15 protein-coding genes and 2 pseudogenes are annotated in these 19,056 nt (G+C 35.2%); 9 read left to right on the forward strand and 8 right to left on the reverse strand.

The annotated features are described in order from the left end of the window. The first annotated feature begins 195 nt into the window (after window positions 1-195). Window positions 196-2,277, forward strand: coding sequence for an alpha-glucosidase MalA (gene malA, locus J5U23_RS02370; RefSeq protein ID WP_218266820.1), 2,082 nt, complete (start codon window positions 196-198; stop codon window positions 2,275-2,277). On the opposite strand, the gene J5U23_RS02375 is transcribed toward malA, so the two are convergent. Then, the gene (locus tag J5U23_RS02375; protein ID WP_218266821.1) at window positions 2,274-2,981 is read right to left on the reverse strand and encodes a sugar phosphate isomerase/epimerase family protein; all 708 of its coding nucleotides are present in this window, start codon (window positions 2,979-2,981) and stop codon (window positions 2,274-2,276) included. The two genes, malA and J5U23_RS02375, sit on opposite strands and share 4 nt — an antisense overlap. 135 nt (window positions 2,982-3,116) lie before the next feature. Here J5U23_RS02375 and J5U23_RS02380 point away from each other — a divergent pair, with 135 nt between their 5' ends. Next, window positions 3,117-3,272 carry a hypothetical protein gene (locus J5U23_RS02380; protein ID WP_218266822.1) on the forward strand — a complete coding sequence of 52 codons (156 nt, stop codon included), beginning with the start codon at window positions 3,117-3,119 and terminating at the stop codon, window positions 3,270-3,272. Here the strand turns inward: J5U23_RS02380 and J5U23_RS02385 are convergent. From J5U23_RS02385 to J5U23_RS02400, 4 genes are read right to left on the reverse strand one after another with little or no spacing between them, the layout of a single operon-like run. Further along, on the reverse strand, window positions 3,265-4,452 hold the full coding sequence (locus J5U23_RS02385; protein WP_218266823.1) for a CaiB/BaiF CoA transferase family protein: 1,188 nt from the start codon (window positions 4,450-4,452) through the stop codon (window positions 3,265-3,267). The genes J5U23_RS02380 and J5U23_RS02385 overlap by 8 nt on opposite strands. Continuing rightward, a complete protein-coding gene (locus J5U23_RS02390; RefSeq protein ID WP_218266824.1) occupies window positions 4,449-5,534 on the reverse strand; it encodes a glycoside hydrolase family 88 protein in 1,086 nt (361 codons plus the stop codon). The genes J5U23_RS02385 and J5U23_RS02390 overlap by 4 nt, the downstream gene beginning before the upstream one ends. A gap of 1 nt (window position 5,535) precedes the next feature. Further along, window positions 5,536-6,714, reverse strand: coding sequence for an acyl-CoA dehydrogenase family protein (locus J5U23_RS02395; RefSeq protein ID WP_218266825.1), 1,179 nt, complete (start codon window positions 6,712-6,714; stop codon window positions 5,536-5,538). Further along, complete coding sequence (locus J5U23_RS02400) at window positions 6,701-7,177, reverse strand: MaoC family dehydratase (protein ID WP_218266826.1); 477 nt, start codon at window positions 7,175-7,177, stop codon at window positions 6,701-6,703. The genes J5U23_RS02395 and J5U23_RS02400 overlap by 14 nt, the downstream gene beginning before the upstream one ends. 177 nt (window positions 7,178-7,354) lie before the next feature. Here J5U23_RS02400 and J5U23_RS02405 point away from each other — a divergent pair, with 177 nt between their 5' ends. Together J5U23_RS02405 and J5U23_RS02410 are read left to right on the forward strand one after the other, a co-directional pair. Continuing rightward, window positions 7,355-8,725 (forward strand): MFS transporter, encoded by a 1,371-nt coding sequence (locus J5U23_RS02405; protein ID WP_218266827.1) that lies wholly within the window; start codon window positions 7,355-7,357, stop codon window positions 8,723-8,725. Between the two features lie 22 nt (window positions 8,726-8,747). Beyond that, window positions 8,748-9,524 carry an enoyl-CoA hydratase/isomerase family protein gene (locus J5U23_RS02410; protein WP_218266828.1) on the forward strand — a complete coding sequence of 259 codons (777 nt, stop codon included), beginning with the start codon at window positions 8,748-8,750 and terminating at the stop codon, window positions 9,522-9,524. Here the strand turns inward: J5U23_RS02410 and J5U23_RS02415 are convergent. The 3 genes and pseudogenes from J5U23_RS02415 to J5U23_RS02425 form a co-directional block, all read right to left on the reverse strand. Then, complete coding sequence (locus tag J5U23_RS02415; protein WP_244988805.1) at window positions 9,517-10,224, reverse strand: helix-turn-helix domain-containing protein; 708 nt, start codon at window positions 10,222-10,224, stop codon at window positions 9,517-9,519. The two genes, J5U23_RS02410 and J5U23_RS02415, sit on opposite strands and share 8 nt — an antisense overlap. 132 nt (window positions 10,225-10,356) lie before the next feature. Then, a pseudogene (locus tag J5U23_RS02420) lies at window positions 10,357-11,270 on the reverse strand (transposase). A gap of 268 nt (window positions 11,271-11,538) precedes the next feature. Further along, window positions 11,539-12,606, reverse strand: a complete 1,068-nt coding sequence (locus tag J5U23_RS02425) for a Gfo/Idh/MocA family protein (protein WP_218266829.1) — start codon at window positions 12,604-12,606, stop codon at window positions 11,539-11,541. 308 nt (window positions 12,607-12,914) lie between these two features. On the opposite strand from J5U23_RS02425, the pseudogene J5U23_RS02430 reads away from it, so the two are divergent. From J5U23_RS02430 to J5U23_RS02450, 5 genes and pseudogenes are all read left to right on the forward strand, one after another. Next, window positions 12,915-13,993 (forward strand): annotated as a pseudogene (locus J5U23_RS02430) (ABC transporter permease). Window position 13,994: 1 nt separating this feature from the next. Then, entirely contained in the window at window positions 13,995-14,969 is a 975-nt protein-coding gene (locus J5U23_RS02435; RefSeq protein WP_218266831.1) for an ABC transporter permease, read from the forward strand. Beyond that, window positions 14,962-15,957, forward strand: coding sequence for an ABC transporter ATP-binding protein (locus tag J5U23_RS02440; protein ID WP_218266832.1), 996 nt, complete (start codon window positions 14,962-14,964; stop codon window positions 15,955-15,957). The genes J5U23_RS02435 and J5U23_RS02440 overlap by 8 nt, the downstream gene beginning before the upstream one ends. Then, window positions 15,950-16,753, forward strand: coding sequence for an ABC transporter ATP-binding protein (locus J5U23_RS02445; protein ID WP_218266833.1), 804 nt, complete (start codon window positions 15,950-15,952; stop codon window positions 16,751-16,753). Before J5U23_RS02440 ends, J5U23_RS02445 begins: the two co-directional genes overlap by 8 nt. Window positions 16,754-16,910: 157 nt before the next feature. Beyond that, a complete protein-coding gene (locus tag J5U23_RS02450) occupies window positions 16,911-19,055 on the forward strand; it encodes an ABC transporter substrate-binding protein (protein WP_218266834.1) in 2,145 nt (714 codons plus the stop codon). The last annotated feature ends 1 nt before the right edge of the window (window position 19,056 follow it).

Genomic DNA, 19,056 nt, shown 5'->3' on the forward strand with positions numbered 1-19,056 from the left:
TTGCTAAAACCTCCTTTAATTAAGGATTAGCGTAGTTAGTTAAAAGTGTATCTCGGATGCATGTTATTGGTTTAAACTTAACGTTATGTAGTTAGTTATTGTCGTAATCCGAAAATAGGATAACAATATAGTTGTTAGATAAGCTAGTTAAAGAAAGCTTTATATTTCGAAGAGAATTGTATACGGTGATAAGGGATGCAGACAATAAAAATATACGAGAACAAAGGCATTTACAAAGTAGTTATAGGAGAACCATTTCCCCCCATAGAATTCCCACTTGAGCAAAAGATATCATCGAATAAATCTTTATCAGAGTTAGGTTTAACAATAATTCAACAAGGTAATAAGATCATTGTGGAAAAATCGTTGGATTTGAAAGAGCACATTATAGGATTAGGAGAGAAGGCATTTGAATTGGATAGAAAAAGGAAAAGGTATATAATGTATAACGTTGACGCTGGTGCCTATAAGAAATATCAGGATCCACTTTACGTCAGTATACCCTTCTTTATATCAGTGAAAGACGGTATGGCAACTGGTTATCTCTTCAACTCGGCTTCTAAAGTGATTTTCGATATAGGACTTGAGGAATATGATAAAGTAATTGTAACAATTCCAGATGACTCATTAGAGTTTTACGTGATTGAAGGGCCGAGAATTGAGGACGTTCTAGAGAGATACACGGAATTAACCGGAAGACCTTTCCTACCTCCAATGTGGGCTTTCGGTTACATGATATCACGCTACTCTTACTATCCTCAAGATAAGGTTGTTGAGTTAGTAGATATAATGCAAAAGGAGGGTTTTAGAGTAGCTGGAGTATTCCTAGATATACACTACATGGATTCTTACAAACTATTTACGTGGCATCCTAAGAGGTTCCCAGAACCTAAAAAGATGATAGATGAGTTACACAAGAGGAACGTTAAGTTAATTACAATAGTTGACCACGGAATAAGGGTTGACCAGAACTATTCACCATTTCTTTCCGGGATGGGAAAGTTCTGTGAGATTGAAAGCGGTGAATTATTCGTAGGTAAAATGTGGCCAGGTACCACTGTTTATCCAGACTTCTTTAGGGAGGATACTAGAGAATGGTGGGCAGGGCTAATCTCAGAATGGTTATCTCAAGGTGTTGATGGGGTATGGTTAGATATGAATGAACCAACCGATTTCACTAGGGTCTTTCAGATTAGAGATGTACTATCTAAATTACCAGTGGAGTTTAGAGATGATAGGTTTCTCTTAACCTTTCCGGATAACGTGGTTCATAGCTTAAAGGGAAGAAAAGTTAAGCACGAGAAAGTTAGGAACGCTTATCCATTTTATGAGGCAATGGCAACCTTTGAGGGCTTTAGGAAAAGTGGTAAGAACGAAATATTTATACTAAGTAGAAGTGGGTATGCTGGAATTCAGAAGTATGCATTTATTTGGACTGGTGATAATACTCCGTCATGGGATGATCTAAGGCTTCAACTACAATTAGTATTGGGTTTATCAATATCTGGTATTCCCTATGTGGGTTGTGATATCGGCGGATTTCAAGGCAGGAGTTTCTCAGAAATTGATAACTCTCTAGAGCTATTGGTTAGATATTATGCGTTAGCCTTATTTTTCCCGTTCTACAGATCACATAAAGCAACTGATGGTATAGACACTGAACCCATATTTTTACCAGAATATTATAAGGAGAAAGTAAAGAATATTATCAATCTTAGATATAAGTTTTTGCCTTATCTTTACTCTTTAGCAGTAGAAGCTAGTGAAAAAGGGCATCCAATAGTTAGGCCTTTATTTTATGAATTCATGGAAGATGATGATATGTATAGGATTGAAGATGAGTATATAGTTGGGAAATATTTACTCTACACGCCAGTGATTACTAAGGACGAAAACAGAACGGTAATCTTGCCTAAGTCTAAATGGTATGACTACTGGAGCGGAGACATTTACAAAGGTAAGACTGTAATAAAGTCCTCAAATGATTTGCCCATTTACATAAGGGAAGACTCGATAATTCCATTAGATAATAATGAATTCATAGTATATGGAAAAGGCTCATTTAGGAGTTATGATGGCACAGAAATCATATCTTCAGAGGATGGAATAGGTTTCTCTAGTGAGGTTTATGTGTCATCGCTCACCTTAATTTCGGAAAAAACAATAAACAAAGTGCTCGTAAATAATAAGGAATTAGATGTGGAAAAAGTTAAACCTAATACCTATAGGGTTAATGTTAATGGCACTATAAGAGGTAAGATAAAAATACTAACTTAAGGCTCATTAATTCCCAGTTTTTTAAGATACTCAAGTGACTTTTTAATTCCAGGTATTGGATTATCCGGATCTGGTTCGTATTCTATCATTATCGGTATATCTATTTTCATTTGCTTAATTTTACTCAAAACACCTTTCACGTCAACTACTCCAGTTCCCAATATTACGTCATTCCCGTTTTTATCAACATCCTTTAAGTGAACATCATGAATTCTATTTGAAAGCGCCTCTATAGCCTCTATAGGATTTTCTCCGTATCTGACTAAATGAGCCAAATCAAGGCACATTCCCACTCTATAGTCTAGTTTATTTACGAACTCATTAATTCTCTTAAAGGATCCCCACCTATGGTTAGGACCATGGTTATGAATAGCAACTTTAACGTTATATTCCTTAGCTAGATCATTAATTAAATTTAAAGCGTCCTCATCTGGGTCGGCAGTTAGTACCTCGAGTTCAGCGTTGCTGGCAAAATCAAAAAGATTCCTTAGTTCTTTCTCGTTATTTTTCATGTGATTCACACCATGAGCAACTATCTTAATTCCTAGATCTTTATGTAGCTTCAAAACTTCCTTAATGCTATCGTTAGGCGGAAAATGTTTAGGATATGCTTCAACGTAAAATATCCCTAACTGTTTTATGGTTTCTAATACATTTTTATAGCTCATTTTCCTTAGCGAATAGCTTTGAATACCCAATCTCATAAAGAATTGTTCCTATTTCCAATTATAAAAAGTTATTATCAAGATCCATATGTTGCCAGAGATAATATACTTTCATATTAGAAGGGTGAAAAATGGAGAGAGATCTGTAGCTCTAGTTAAAGGTAAGGGATCAAATTGGAGAGAAGTATAATTAATCATCTTAAAGATAGTGCAGATAAAGGTTTGTTACCAAAATGGAGTATACCAGATGAGATAACGGAAGTAGAAGATTTACCGTTACGTAGTACTGGAAAGGTCAACAAAAGAGTTCTAAGAGATAGAATTAAATAATCCTATTAAGCTTTAATTCCTCTATTTCCTTTTCGGGCATATTTAAAAGTCCTTTATATATTTCAATATTGTGATAACCTATGGGATAACCAGCCTCTTTAACTATACCTGGTGTTTCACTCAGTTTTAGCGGACTTCCTAGAATTTTTATATTACCTAATTTAGGATGTTTTACCTGAACAAGCATATTTCTTAAAGCTACTAAAGGTTCTTTAAGTGCATCGGATGGTTGCTTAACTTCTGCTACTGCAATATCATATTTTCTTAGAATATCGACTACTTCTTTACTTGATTTACTAGATGTCCATTCGTTAATGATAGCGTCTAATTCTTCTACGTGTTTAACTCTATCTTCATTAGTTATAAATCTTCTATCATTAACTAGCCACTCCATATTCATTGCTTTACACAATTTATTAAATTGCTCATCACTGGCCGTAGCGATAAACACATATCCATCCTTTGCATTATATAGTGCATAAGGAGCGGTAACGGGATGTCTATTTCCTAATCTTTTGTCAAACCTTGAACCTTTACCCTCGAACATAACGCCTGCTATGTTTTCTATCATTGCGTAAAGTCCGACGTCAAACATGGCAATATCCACGAATTGGCCCTTTCTAGTTAATAATTTATAATATAATGCTGCTATAGTAGCTAACGCTGCAAATGTTCCTGATAACACATCTAAAATTGCGGGTCCAGTCTTAATTGGAAGATCTTCTAGACCAGTAACACCATACATCCCTACCATTGCTTGAATTATGTAATCATAGGCAGGAAGGCTAGAATATGGATTATTATATCCAAAACCTGAACTACTTACAAAGATTATATCATTCTTTATCTTTTTAACATCTTCATAACCAATACCTAATTTGTCTAGTACGCCTGGTCTGTAATTAGTTAGAATCACGTCACTAATTTTTACTAGCCTCTTAAATATTTCTATACCTTTCTCTGTCTTAAGATTTAACGTAATAAATTTTTTATTTGCATTTATAAAAGTGAAATTAGCTGACTCCCCATTCACTACAGGTGCAAAGTCTCTTGCTGATCCCCAAGGTGGTTCAATCTTTATTACTTCTGCACCTAATTCAGCTAAGATCCTTCCAGCAAGGGGTCCGTTTAACGCAAATGTTAGCTCTAATATTCTTATTCCTTCTAACACTCCACTCATTCTTCTACCCCCATTTTTACTAAGTTAATCAATGCCTCACTTAGATAATAATCTCCAAATATTGTTTCGGAATCTCTTCCTTGATCTTTTCTATATCTAGTGTGTTTTAGTCCTCCTTCTCTGAAATATTCTTTATTGTTAATAATTGCTCTTATAAGCTCAAGTCCATTTTTTAAATATTCAATTTCATATGTTTCTCTATACAAATTAATTAGCGCAGAAGCGCCTATTACATTTGATGATGAATCCTTCTCCGTAGTATCTTGAAAATCGTAGTACATGATTCTATCTTCCGGTATATTTTTCACTAAGAATGACGCTAGTTTTCTGGCAATCCTCAAGAAAATTTCTTTTTTCAAATACGAATAAATCAAAGTATAACCATAAATTCCCCATGTTTGACCTCTTGACCAACAACTTTCATTACTGTATCCTTGGTGAGTATGCTTAAATATTTCTAGATTGTCATCTATAAATGCAGCCTGATATGTACTTCCGTCATTTCTAACTAATAAATCGAAGGTTTTGTGGGCATGCATGATTATGATATTTTTATAATTTATATCAAAATTTGCTGAAACCCAACTTAAAAAAGGTAAAGAGGCCATCATGGTATCGATTATTAATTCACTTTTTGCAATTTCTTTACTTTCCCCTGGAAAATATGTTACAAACTCTTCACCTACAGGGATAAACCCAAGATCTTCTCTAAACAATGATACCAACTTATCCGCATAATTTATTATTTTTTTCTTTAATTGATTTGAATATGTATTTTCCCAGCTTTTTACTGCAGAGTAATATTCCCTAAATCCAATATCATGTGAGAGAGGTGCTTCTATCGCAAGCAACTTTGAATTATATTCTAACGCTAATTTTTTTATTTCTTCATCTCTAAAAAAGCTGTACAAGTTCCATAAGCTACCGACTAAAAATCCTTCCATCCAATGTTGTCCATTCGATGTAATCCAAGATCCTTTTTTCTCATCTGTATATATAGGAAACTCATTCTTCTCTCTGTACTCATAGGCTAAATTAACAATATTTGATTTTAACTCTTCTAGAGCGGTTCTGAATTTCATTTTACTGCATCCTCTTCTTAAGTTCATGTTGAATTATAAGTCGTTGTATATCTGAAGTACCCTCTACAATAGTTAATCCTCTTGCATCTCTCCAGAACATATGTATATTCAGATCATCGGTATATCCATATCCCCCAAATATGGAGATTGCATCATTTGCCATTTTAAGTGCACTCTCAGTAGTAAATAATTTACTTATAGAAGCTGATTCACTTAATTCTTGTCTAGGTATCTTATCCATCAGAAACGCTGTATAATATGTATAAATTTTTCCTACTTGCAAGATTGTTTCCATTTCTGCAATTTTCCCCTTGATTAACTGGAAGTCAATTAATTTATATTTGCCTAGTTCTCTAGAAGTAACGTATTGAGATATTTGATCTAATACCGCATCGCCTATGCCCAATGCTAGTGCTGATGCAATGACTCTTCCCCCTATAAAAATATGTTTAGCTATATTAAGCCCATCTCCTTCTTCACCCAATATGTTTTCCTCTGGAACTATGCAATTATCAAAGGTAACTTCTGAAAATACCGCACCCCGCAATCCTAATTTATGCATTGACTTGCCTATTTTTAGTCCTTCAGTATTATTATCTAATATGAATGCTGATATTCCTTTATCTGTATTCGCAAAAACTAAAAATATATCAGCAATTGGAGCATTTGTGATAAATATTTTGCTACCATTTAAAATATATCGATTTCCTTTCCTTTCGGCTCTAGTTTTAATATATTCTATTAAAGAACCGCCACTAGGTTCTGTCATGGCTATGGCCGCTATTTTATCGCCTTTTAATAGTGGCTTAAGATATAGTTCCTTCTGAAAATTCGATCCAAAATTATGTAATCCATCTATTACTGAATTTGAGGCCCAAACTACATTAGCTACTGAAGGTGAACCATAAGCCAAAACCTCCATACCTATTATGTACAATAAATATGGCAATTCATATCCTCCATATTCTTTGCTATAGGGAATTGTTTGAAACCCAAATTTAAAAACATCATTTAAAAAATCTCTTGAAATACTTGCATTCTTATCTAATTCGTTTCTCTTGTTTAATATTTTTTCACTAACATAATTTATCATGCCATTTATTATTGCTAGATATTCTACTTCCTTCTCTCCATAAACTGATTTAAGAAATAGTTCCGCGTCTGATCTAAGCTTTTTCATTAGTACTCACCTTCCCATTTTTTAAGGGAACTAAATAAGCATGAATAAAAGAGATTACTGTACTTTCATCATCTGCCTTTTTCCCTTCCATTCTTATTCTTACTATACCCCATGTTTCTTTTTTCGTACTAATTCTTTTATCAACTACCTCGCCTATAAAATATATTGTATCGCCAATAAACACTGGTTTGATAAACCTTACATCTTCGTAGCCTATTGAAACCGCCGGTACTCCTTCAAACCATCCTAATCGTTGAAAAAGTCCCTCTGCAATTGAAAACGTAAACAAGCCATGTACAACTCTCCTTCCATATATACTCGATTTTTTACTATAAACTTCATCTGTATGGATAGAGTTATAATCACCAGTTAGACCTGCAAATAACACCACATCAGCCTCTGTTATCGTCCTACCTGGAGTTACAAACCTCTCATTTAAACTTATATCCTCGTAGAACTTCATTTCTATTACCGAAAAAAGGTGTTAAATATAAGATTATTAATACATGGGTTTACAGATTAACCAGAAAAGTCCTAAAATTCGAAAAAAATGATTATTATTTAATGGGAGATTTAGTCGAATAAGTTAACATAACATTTTATCTGTTCATAAAAAAGAGAGATATTCAACGTGAGAAATATGAGTGAAAAGGAAGAAATATTACAAGAAATAATAGCCAGAATTGAAAGATTACCGATTACTAGATACATATGGGCAACATTTTTAATAGCTGCATTTGGTTATTTCTTCGACTTTTTCGAGGTATCTATGATGGGAGCAGTTGCCCCAGCTGCTGCAAAAACATTTAGAGTGTCTACTGCTGAAGGTGCATTATTAATAACTATAACGTTATTAGGTATGCTTGTTGGTGCTGCTATAGGAGGATATTTAGCAGATAAGTATGGTAGAAAAAGGATGTTCATGATAACATTAATAGGATGGGGATCTCTATCATTGATTACAGCTGCTTCACCTAACTATGTAATTATGTTCATACTTCGATTCTTAACGGGACTGTTTCTAGGTATAGAGATACCTACATTAGACTCATACCTAAATGAGATTTTGCCTAGTAAGATGAGGGGAAAATATTTTCAAGTAGTTTTCGCTATATTCGAATGGTACGTTCCAGTAATATTTGCCTTAGGTCTAATTATAATACCCTTATCTCCTGAAGCTTGGAGATATATGTTCATTATAGGCGGGATAACTGCTATTCCTCTATGGCTTGCTAGGACCATCTTACCAGAATCACCTAGATGGCTTGCAGTAAAAGGAAAAACTGAAGACGCTAAACGAGTTATGAATAATATTGAGAAACATGTGGAAGCAAATATAGGTAAAAAATTGTCTCCTCCACCCACTGTTACCGTTAAACCCTACATATCACGATCAAACGTAAGCGAAGTATTTAAGGGGAGAAATGGTAGATTAACTGCTTTCTGGTTGCCCATTTATTTCTTATCCTTTTTTGGATGGTATTTCTTTATAACAGCTTTACCATCGATTTTAGTAGCTAGAGGCTTTACAATAATACACTCATTATACTTCGGTTTAGCTTCAGGTATAGGAGCTGCCGCTTTAGCTTTACCACCTGTTTTTACCATAGATACGAAAATAGGTAGAAGAGGAACAATGATATACAGTATAATTATAATGATAGTTTCTGCAGCGGCATATATATTATTTCCAACAAATTTTGTTCTAATTATTGCAGGAGCAATTATAAGTGGAATGGTCACTATTTGGGCGGATGTTGTACATCAATGGGGACCAGAGACATACAATAATGAAATCAGAGCAACGGCTACTGGTATTAATTACGCTGCAGCAAGAGCAGGAGCCGCCCTGGCGCCATATATAGGAGTTGTTATAGCATACAATTATGGGTTAACTGGAGTATATATAACAGGCATAGCAGTAGCTCTGATCACACTTGCCTTATCATTTGCTGTTCCAGAAACACGCCATCGTATCTTGGAAGAAATTTACGCTAAACGGGCAGTTTAGAAAGTTTACATGGTGATGCCATATGGACCAAATATCAATGGTTGAAGTAAACGTAGAAGTGCCAATTGCAGCTATAATCTTGAATAGGGAGCAGAAATTGAATGCATTAAATACTAACCTATATCTTGAGTTATATGACATACTACGTCAACTTGAAAATAATAAAGAAGTTTGTGCAATAATTATTACCGGAAGAGGAAAAGCCTTTAGTGCTGGAGCTGATATTTATGAGTTTTATAATATGGATCAGCAAAAGTTTGCAGAATTCTTGAAAATTGCGAGAATGGTATATGATTTCATAGAAAACATGAATAAATTGGTAATAAGTGCAGTAAATGGTTATTGTTTAGGTGGAGGATTTGAGCTAGCATTAGCAGGCGATTTTATAATCGCTACTAAAGATGCTTTATTTGGATTCCCAGAAATTAGACTAGGATTAATACCGGGCAGTGGTGGAACTCAAAGACTTACGAGAATTGTAGGAAGGAATAAGGCTAAAGAGATTATTCTTAGTGGTAGATTTATTACAGCAGAAGAGGCTGAAATGTTGAATATAGTCAATAAAATTGTAAATAATGAAGCACTATTGGAGGAAGCTAAGAAACTAGCTAGCGATATATGTAAATTTTCATATAACGCTATATATAAGGCTAAAAGGGCTATTAATGAAGGGATAGAAAGTCCAATTTCAACTTCATTATCATTTGAGATAGAGTTGGCAATCAACTTGTTTAATCATGATGTAAAGAAAAAAATAGAATCGTTTATATATAAGAAAAAAGAAGGAAGAATTACATAGGTCCCTTGTTATTCAAATAATTCATTATAAGTTTTTTAATACTAGTTCTTAGAATTTTTAAGAGTGCAACTTTACTTATTCCAGTCTCATCAGCTAACTTAGCTAAGCTGACATTCCTAGGACTTTCAAAATAGCCTTCCTTATAAGCCTTAAGTAATATTTCACTCTCACGATCAGTAAGCGACGGGGGCATAAAATATGGTACAATATCATTAAATTTATATAAATTCAAATTTATATCAAGAATCTTACTATTTTCAGCTTCTAGGGAATATTTCAAGGTATTCAATATCGACGATAAGCCGGTCTTTATCCTCGTTAGGGAATATATTTTCCAATATTCAATCCCATTTTCTGTAGTTACGTCTTCAAAAAAAGGGTTTAATATTTCCAATATCTTTCTAATAGTGAAATTATAATCTAGGATATACGCTATATCTACACTATTACTAGATTTCCTTTTCGAATATAATACATTAAGAATATTCTTTTTTCTGGGAATATTCATAAAATCGGAAAAGAACTTAATATTATCAAATTTAAGTGTAGTAAATTCCATTATCTCACTATTATTAATTTTAACTGCATAATGAATTTTCCCTTTGCATGGATACACTTCACAAAGGCTACTCCAACAATCATAATGCTTTAATCTAGCTTTAATTTCAAGGATTTTTATCATCTTATTCTTGCTCTTCATTTATATACTTTAAATATTTAAAAGTTATGGGACTATCTGTTTTGTCGACTTGTTCAATTTATTTCATAAAGATAATACAATACAATGAGAATTTTTCAGTAATTGGTATTTATCTCAACATACTTCTCAAGCTCACACCCTAATAACTGGAGCCCAACCAACTACAGAATCATCTAAATGAACCCTCCACGCATAGCCTAAAGCTTAGCCTTAATTACTTGTCCGGCAAAGCTAATAGCCCTAACAGACTCCCCAAAAGTATGCTTTACAGTAGGGAACAAGGACTCAACCAACCACCTAACGCCATATCCTCCCTCCAACGATCATAACCCAACTTCTTGAACTCCCGCACAGCCTTCCGCCTAGAAGGATGACCACGCTTAGTAGAGGCGTTCTTCCTAGGTGGGACAACAACCTCAACTCCAGTCTTGTAAACCTCGTTGGCGTTATATGCCTTATCTCCATAAAAACTTCTTACCCTTATCTTGAAGATCCTTAGCTGTTTTTACTGCAGTATCAACTCGTTACTAGTAACCTCACCGTTAACGACGTTGAACATCCATTACAATCTTGATCTTGAGGAATTTAGAATCCCTAGTTTTCCCTACTTTGTAACAATGTATTGTCCTCTCGTATTTGTACTAATACTTGTATCTGCAATTACTTCAAGTTCGTCACTTGCTTCGGGAAAAGTTATGTTCATGTTCCTCGCCCTCTCCCATATTGTAGAATAATCGAGGCTGGTCGGGATGATCTCCAATTGTTCTAGAGCCCTCAATACTCCTTCTATGGCTCTATAAGGTAGGAAGAGGTGTAAGAATGCTAGGCACTACATGCTTTGTCTCTAACAGACCGGAGCTTGTAACCGTAGGAGGAAGTAGTTGAACTCCTTCGGTGCCTTATACTTAGTCTTGTTATATCTATTCTCCTCGGCAAGTAAATCCCGCTAATGGTCAAATACGTAGAAGATGAACATCAACTTGTACCTAGTTATGACGTTCTCGTCGTACTTGTTCCAATTCCCTCTTGTACTCCTTGTTTCCCATAAGTAATACTTACCATACCATAATTAGTTATAAATTTTCGTATAATGCTAGAGTAACCCACAAAGCACATTCCTAGCCTATATTTATATTTTACTGTTAACAAGTTAACAGAAACTTTATTAGAGTAGTGCATACTGCTTATGATTTTCTACTACATTTGAATGTAAGGGAAAAAAGACTTATGTATACGAAAATCATAGTATTAAACGTTTTTATTTCCAAATTCACAATATTAACGGATGGAATGGAAATTACTTTATATTTTATTTTAGACTATGATATTAACATCCAATGGAAGCTTTATTATTTGACTACTATAGGATGATAGATAAATAGCCTTTATTAATTCAAGGCTCTTCATACCCTCTTTTCCATTAATTGGGAAATCGTTACCCTGTAATAGAGATTTTAGAAAATCCTTGAACAGCGCTTTATGTGAATCTCCCCATTGAGTAATAGTCTCTTCTTTATAGTTTGCCACGTTTTTTAGTTCTTCTTTACCTTCAATCGCTACTGTTGTTATTTTATCATCAGTTACCTCTACGAAGCCGTCACTTCCATGGACTCTAATTTTTCTGTACTGAAAATTTGTTGGTTTCATTGATACAGTCTGAGAAATTGTTCCCAATGCACCATTTCTATATTTGATTGTAGCAACAGCAGTATCTTCTACCTCTATACCATCATGAGTTATATTGCCAATAAATCCAGATACTTCTGTCACATCTCCATTTAACCATACCATTAAATCGATAGTATGTATCCCTTGATTTGTCAGGACTCCTCCTCCTTCAGTATTCCACATTCCTCTCCAACTCTTAGCTATCTCATCCCTTTTGTAATACCCCTTTATATCGCGATACCACTTTAATTCTGACTCTACTAAGTATACCCTACCAAGCTCCTTCAAGATGTCGTTCTTTAGCCTTTTAATGTCTGGAGCATATCTCTCTTGGAATATTACTCCTAGTTTAACCCCGTTTCTCTCAGCCCTACTTACCATCTCTCTAGCTCCAGCTAGAGTAGTAGCCATTGGCTTTTCAACTATTACGTGTTTTCCATATTCCATTGCTAAAATAGCTTGAGGTGCGTGCAAATAGGAAGGAGTTGCTACAGTAATGACGTTAACCTCGGGATTTCTTAATGCCTCATCTATAGTAGTATAATATGACACGCCATTTTCGCTTCCTGCTTTCTCTGCTACTGCCTTAACCTGATCCACCACTGCAATCAATCTCACGAATTCTGTTTCCTTTTCTAACTCCTTTAATGCTTTGACGTGAGTTTTGCCTATTGAGCCTAGGCCTACTACGGCTACGCCAAATCTCTTTGGCATGTATTAAGAGTCAGATATGAAAAATAAAAAATAGTTTTCACGCTTAGGAAGGAGCTATTTCATGCAGTAAAAATGATCTAAAGAGCAATAAAAATCAACAAACCTAAGACGAATGCACGATGAGGAGAGGTCTTATCGAGTAAAGAGTTGTTATTTTGTTATGTGCTGAGAAAAAGAGTTATAACGTAGTTAAGTATATAAGGCTTATTTTAAATTTTAAAAATGTTCTAACACTTCTTTTATCCCTACACACTCGTGGAGTAATGCACTTAAAGATCTTGAACTGTTTTAGTAGTTTAAGCTTTTACATGATAATATTTATATACCTCCATATGAAAGATTCTAATGTGGGTCTCTAGTGAGACGAGATTTCTTGATCAAAAGGGGTATATATTATATCATAGTTTGGTTTGTTGGAATTACAATAGATTTTGTCCTTCCTAGGCTAATACCTGGTAGTGCCTTGGCCAGTATAATTTATAGTAGAATTGGCGGTGCTGGAGCCAATTATGGGCAAAATGTTCAACAAGAGATTCAAATTCTTGTTCAGCAATTAGGTTTAGCTCAGTATCAACAACCTCTTTATATTCAGTATTTTAATTATTTAAAAGAAATAGTTACACTGAATTTCGGTGTTTCACTTACCGAATTTCCAGTATCCGTAAGTACAATAATAACTGAAGCTGCTCCTTGGACTTTTGGTATAGTAATACCAGCTATTGTCGCCTCTTTCTTCATAGGTAATTTGCTTGGTAGAGTGGCTGCTTTGTCAAGAGGTAAAATAAGTGACTACGCCATATTGGGTGTCATAATGTTTTTATACACGTTCCCGGTTTTTGTTACCGGAGAGATTCTGATAGAAGTACTAGCAATTGATCTTCACATATTCCCTACAGGTGGACAATATAATACCTTTCAATTTCTCAAACCTACTATGAGTTTGCCCTTTATTTGGTCCGTAATATATCATGCAATATTACCCACACTAACATTAATTCTCTTTTCCCTAGCAGGTTGGATAATGGGAATGAGGAATAATATGATACCCATTTTGCAAGAGGATTACATGAATTATTATAGGTTAATGGGGGTATCAGAAAAAATGGTTGCAAGTAAGGCCTATAGGCTAGCATTATTACCTAACTTTACCAGTTTCTCCATTTCCTTAGGATACTCTGTATTGGGTGCTGTTGCGATAGAGTATTTATTTAACTATGCAGGTTTAGGCTACTTCTTTAATCAAGCCATTACCGGTTTGGATTACCCGTTACTAAGCGGAATATTTTTCATGCTAGTCACTGCGATGGTATTAAGTAATTTCGTCGCTGATATAATTTACACAATTATAGATCCTAGGACAAGTCAAGAGGAGACGGAGGGTGTATAAGATGGCTAGCAGAAAGTTATATACTTTTAATTTAAAAATAGACAAGTACGGTCCGATTTATAATCTAATAAGAGGTGTGTGGGAACAAAGAGTATCAAGGGTTGGGTTCTATATACTACTAGGGATAATAGTATTTTCCTTAATAGGCGTATTTTATACTCCATATAATCCAAGCGCAACTAACTTTCCTAGGGATCTACCACCATCACCTCAACACCTATTAGGCACGGATGACTATGGCCATGATATTTTTTCTCAACTTTTAGTAGGTGGATTTCCAGTAATTGGAGTAGGTTTTGCTGTAGGATTAATAGGTACGCTAATAGCTATCCTCATAGGAGTAACTGCAGGATTATACGCAGAGACAATGATTGATAGAGTATTAAGTGCAATAACTCAGATTTTCTTAATAATACCCGGTATTTTGATTATCGAGTTAATAGGAGCCTATCTAGGGGCACTACAGTTTAAATTAGGGTATATAACAATTTTGTTTACCCTTTCATTAACTGGTTGGGCATGGGGTGCTAGGGTTTTGAGATCTTTAGTATTATCGTTAAGGAGAAGGGAGTATATATTATCTTCCGATCTTATTGGTGAGTCTAAATTGAGTATAATCTTTAATCAAATAATACCTAATAACTTACCGTTCATAGCGTCAAACTTCTTCTTTACTGCAATTTATGGTATCGCTGGCTTTACATTCATTTATTATTTTGGATTGGGTAGTCTAACCCAAGTTAATTGGGGAACTATGCTTTATTGGTCTTTAGGAGGAGAGGCTTATCTGAGAGGATTATGGTGGTGGTATATTCCCCCAGGTTTTATGATAGGATTAGTAGCCTTTTCGTTCGCGTTAATAAATATAGGGATTGACAGAGTTGCTAATCCTAGACTAAGAGTATGGGATATTAAGAAGTATAAAAAACAATTACAAAAAGCCAAGGAGAAGAAGGAGGTTGTAACAAATGGATGATGCTGCAATAGTTGTAAAAAATCTAAACGTAGGTTACTTATCAGATTATGGCATAATCAAGGTATTAAGAAATGTGAGTATAGATATCCCGGAAAGTAAAATAACTGGAATCGCTGGAGAATCTGGCTCTGGAAAATCCACATTAGCCACCACGGTTATGGGATTTGTAAATCCACCGATGTTTGTGGAAGATGGTACTGTGATAGTAGATGGTAAGTATGATATTCTATCTATGTCTAAAGATGAATTAAATAAGATTAGAGGTAAAGTAATCTCCTATGTGCCTCAAGCTGCCCAAAATTCCTTGAACCCTATTAGAAAAGTCAGGGAAACTTTTATTGATATTTTAAAGTCAAAAGGAATGGACTATTATGCTAATACCGATATTGTGCATAGGGCATTAGAAGATGTTGGTTTAACTGATAGGCAAGTATTAGATATGTATCCCTTTCAACTTTCTGGAGGTATGAAACAAAGAGTAGTAATAGCAATTTCCTTACTTCTAAGTCCAAAAATATTAGTCATGGATGAACCCACTACTGGGCTAGATGTTGTAGTTCAATATGAAATACTGAAGTTGTTGAAAAAAATTCAGAAAGAGAAAGATTTAACGTTAGTAATCATTAGCCATGATATAGCAATGCTGTTGCAAATATCAGATTACATAGCTGTAATGTACGGTGGGCAAGTAATAGAGTATGGTAAATATAATACATTACTAGAAGAAGCTTACCATCCTTACACTTATCTTCTACTTAGTAGTGTACCTACCGTTAGAACAAGAGGGAAGAAACTACCAAGAATTCCTGGTGACTTTGAAGGTTTTATAAGATATCCTAAAGGCTGTATCTTTTCTTCACGATGTCCCTTTGTTACGAGCACATGTAAAGAAGCCCCACCTCAAACCGTGGTATATGATAAGTTTGGATTTTATAAGTGCATTAGGTATCCAGAATGGAGAAATGAGGTGAAGAAAGCTTATGAGTGATAAGCTCATTGAGCTAATACATGTGTATAAAGACTTCATAGTTAGAAAAGGTGTTTTTGGAAAAGAGCATAGACCGGGGATATGGGATGTGAATATGGATATAAGGAAGAATGAGATTGTGGGTATGGTGGGAGGAAGTGGAGGCGGTAAAACAGTAATAGCATGGATGATAGTAGGGTTATTGAAACCAACAAAAGGTTCAATAATTTATACTCCCATGGGTTTAGATGTTACCAAAGCAAATAAGAAACAGCTAAAACAGTATAGAGCTGATGTTCAATTAGTTTTCCAAGACCCCTATTCCTCACTAGACCCAGCTCATACAGTTAAATGGCATATAGAAAGGCCACTAAAGATATACAAATACGAAGGTGATATTGAAGAGAGAATAAAAGAGTTACTAAGAGAAGTTGCATTAACTCCTCCAGAAGACTTTCTCAATAAGTATCCTTTCCAACTTTCTGGAGGACAAAGACAGAGAGTCTACTTGGCTAGAGTGTTGGCACTAAATCCTAAGGTGCTAATAGCTGATGAGCCAGTATCAAACGTTGATGCCTCAATAAGGGTATCACTATTAGACTTATTTAAGAGGTTAAGAGATGAGAAAGGGATATCAATTATGTACATTACTCACGATATTGCTACAATCGGATATGTGGCTGATAGGGTATATGTCGTGAAGAATGGTAGGATAGTGGAGGAGGGTGATGTGGTAACTATTATTTCACATCCAACACACGAGTATACCAGACTATTAATAGAAGCGGTACCAGATCCATATAAAAGAATTGAATAACATTTTTTATATTCTTAATTTTTATTGATGTTTGTTTGAAAATCTATTAAGAGATTGTATCACTAATTAGGTTGCAAGGAAATTGTGATTTTAATTTCTGAGAAAAGTTTAAATATAGCTTAATATGATATGATGAATAGATAAGTGGTAGATAGATATGAAAAGGTACAAGATAATTTCTACAATAATCACAGTATTAATGGTAATAAGCATAGGAATATTTGCAATGCCAATACTATCACAGCCAACATCAGTACAACCAGAAGGAAGTATGGTAGTTATGCCTTCTCCGGGTATAGTATGGCAAGATAATTTCAATCCATGGAACGCTCCAGCTTTACCTGGTGGTCTAATTTGGCTTATTTACGAACCACTCGCCCTAGTTAATTCGCTAAGTGGTCAAATTATTCCATGGTTAGCCACCAATTGGACATTTACTACTGGTTATGTTTACTTGCCAAATGGTACTAAGGTACAAACATTGGCATTAATATTATACTTAAGGCATGATGTATACTTCACTGATGGTACACCATTTAACGCTACTGCAGTATGGTACACATTAGCGTTAGAGCAAGCATACCCACAACTAGGATATTCAGCTAATCAAATAGTTAACATGACAATAATAAACCCATATGAGCTAGAAATGGTATTTAAACCTGGAGTAACGCCGATGGTATTGTATACTATTTTGGAGCAATGGCCTGTGGACCCAGCACAATGGGGTAAAATATTCCCAGTAGAGCAATTACCAAATGGAACATATGTAGGACTAAACAAGACTGGTAATCCATTCACATACCCCAATACAAATCCAATAGGTACTGGACCCTATATGCTGTATAGCTTCAGCCCGCAAGAAATAGTATTAGTAGCAAACCCACACTATTGGATGCCAGGAGAACCCAGAATAAAATACTTACTCTATCCATCATATCCTAGTAATGTTCAAGCAGATACTGCATTGAATAATGGGCAAGTAACCTGGGGTGGACTATTCGAACCAAATATACAACAGCAATTTGTGGCAAAAGATCCTCTACACTATCATTACTATTTTGCTCCGGGATTTCCAACAATGTTAACACTCAATAACCTAAAATGGCCTTTATCCGATCCAGTTTTAAGACAAGCAATAAGCCTTGCGATCAATAGAACAGCGATATACTATTTGGGCGAATATGGATACGAACCGCCAGCAACTACGCCTCTTCCATTACCTCCACAACAGATGCAATATCTAAATTCTTCGGTGTTGCAGCTTGCTGAGCAATTTGCTCCATCTCAAGGTAATGTTACTGCTGCATTACAGTTACTTGAATCCCATGGCTATAAATTAGTTAATGGCCAACTAATTGCGCCAAATGGTACTGCAGTACCAACAATGACCATAATTACGGTAGCCGGATGGACTGATTGGGATGCTGATTTAACTATAATTGCGCAGGATTTGAAGCAAATAGGCATAACTGTGGAAGTACAAACACCACCGTTTACAACGTGGTATAATTATATGCAAACTGGCAATTACTGGATGGGACTAATGTGGGATTTAATTAGCGGTCCTACACCTATACAACCACTTTCTGGGTATTTGTATGGTTATTGGAACTCTCCTGGCAACATAACACCAATAGGAAATAGTACATATTTTAACATAGAAAGGTTTAATTTATCAATTATCCATCCAACGTTCGAACAACTTGTGAATTGGGCAAATGGTAACTTCAGCATAAACGATAATGCCTATTATAGTATAGTAAATGAGCTAGCTGCTCTATGGATAAAATATATGCCTTCCATTGCTCTAGTATACGGCGCAGAGTGGTATGAGTATGTTAATAATACTGTTACTGGTTGGCCAACTCAACAAAACTATTATTGGCCGGCTCCCCCATGGACCAGTCTTCCCTCAACTCCTTTACCTGTTGTTTTAGCTTTACATTTGGTTAATCAATCCGTTCCGGAGCCTTGGTGGTATTACACTTCGCAAGTTCCTTCAAGTTGGTATACTTCTAATGATCCATTCGTGTATCAAACAACTTCAACGAGTACTACAACAACTAGCACTACCACAAGTATATCAACTACTACTACAACAACCACATCCACTACCACAAGCACTGCCACTACAACTAGCGTTTCAACTACTACTAGTGTCTCCACATCAGTAAGTACCACTACAGCTACCGTAACCAGTACCGTAAGCTCATCATCCAACACCACGCTATACGCCATAATAGCAGTAGTAGTCATAATCATAATAATAGCAATAGTACTAGGCCTAAGAAGAAGATAAA

The organism is Saccharolobus shibatae B12 (assembly GCF_019175345.1).
Classification (GTDB): domain Archaea; phylum Thermoproteota; class Thermoprotei_A; order Sulfolobales; family Sulfolobaceae; genus Saccharolobus; species Saccharolobus shibatae.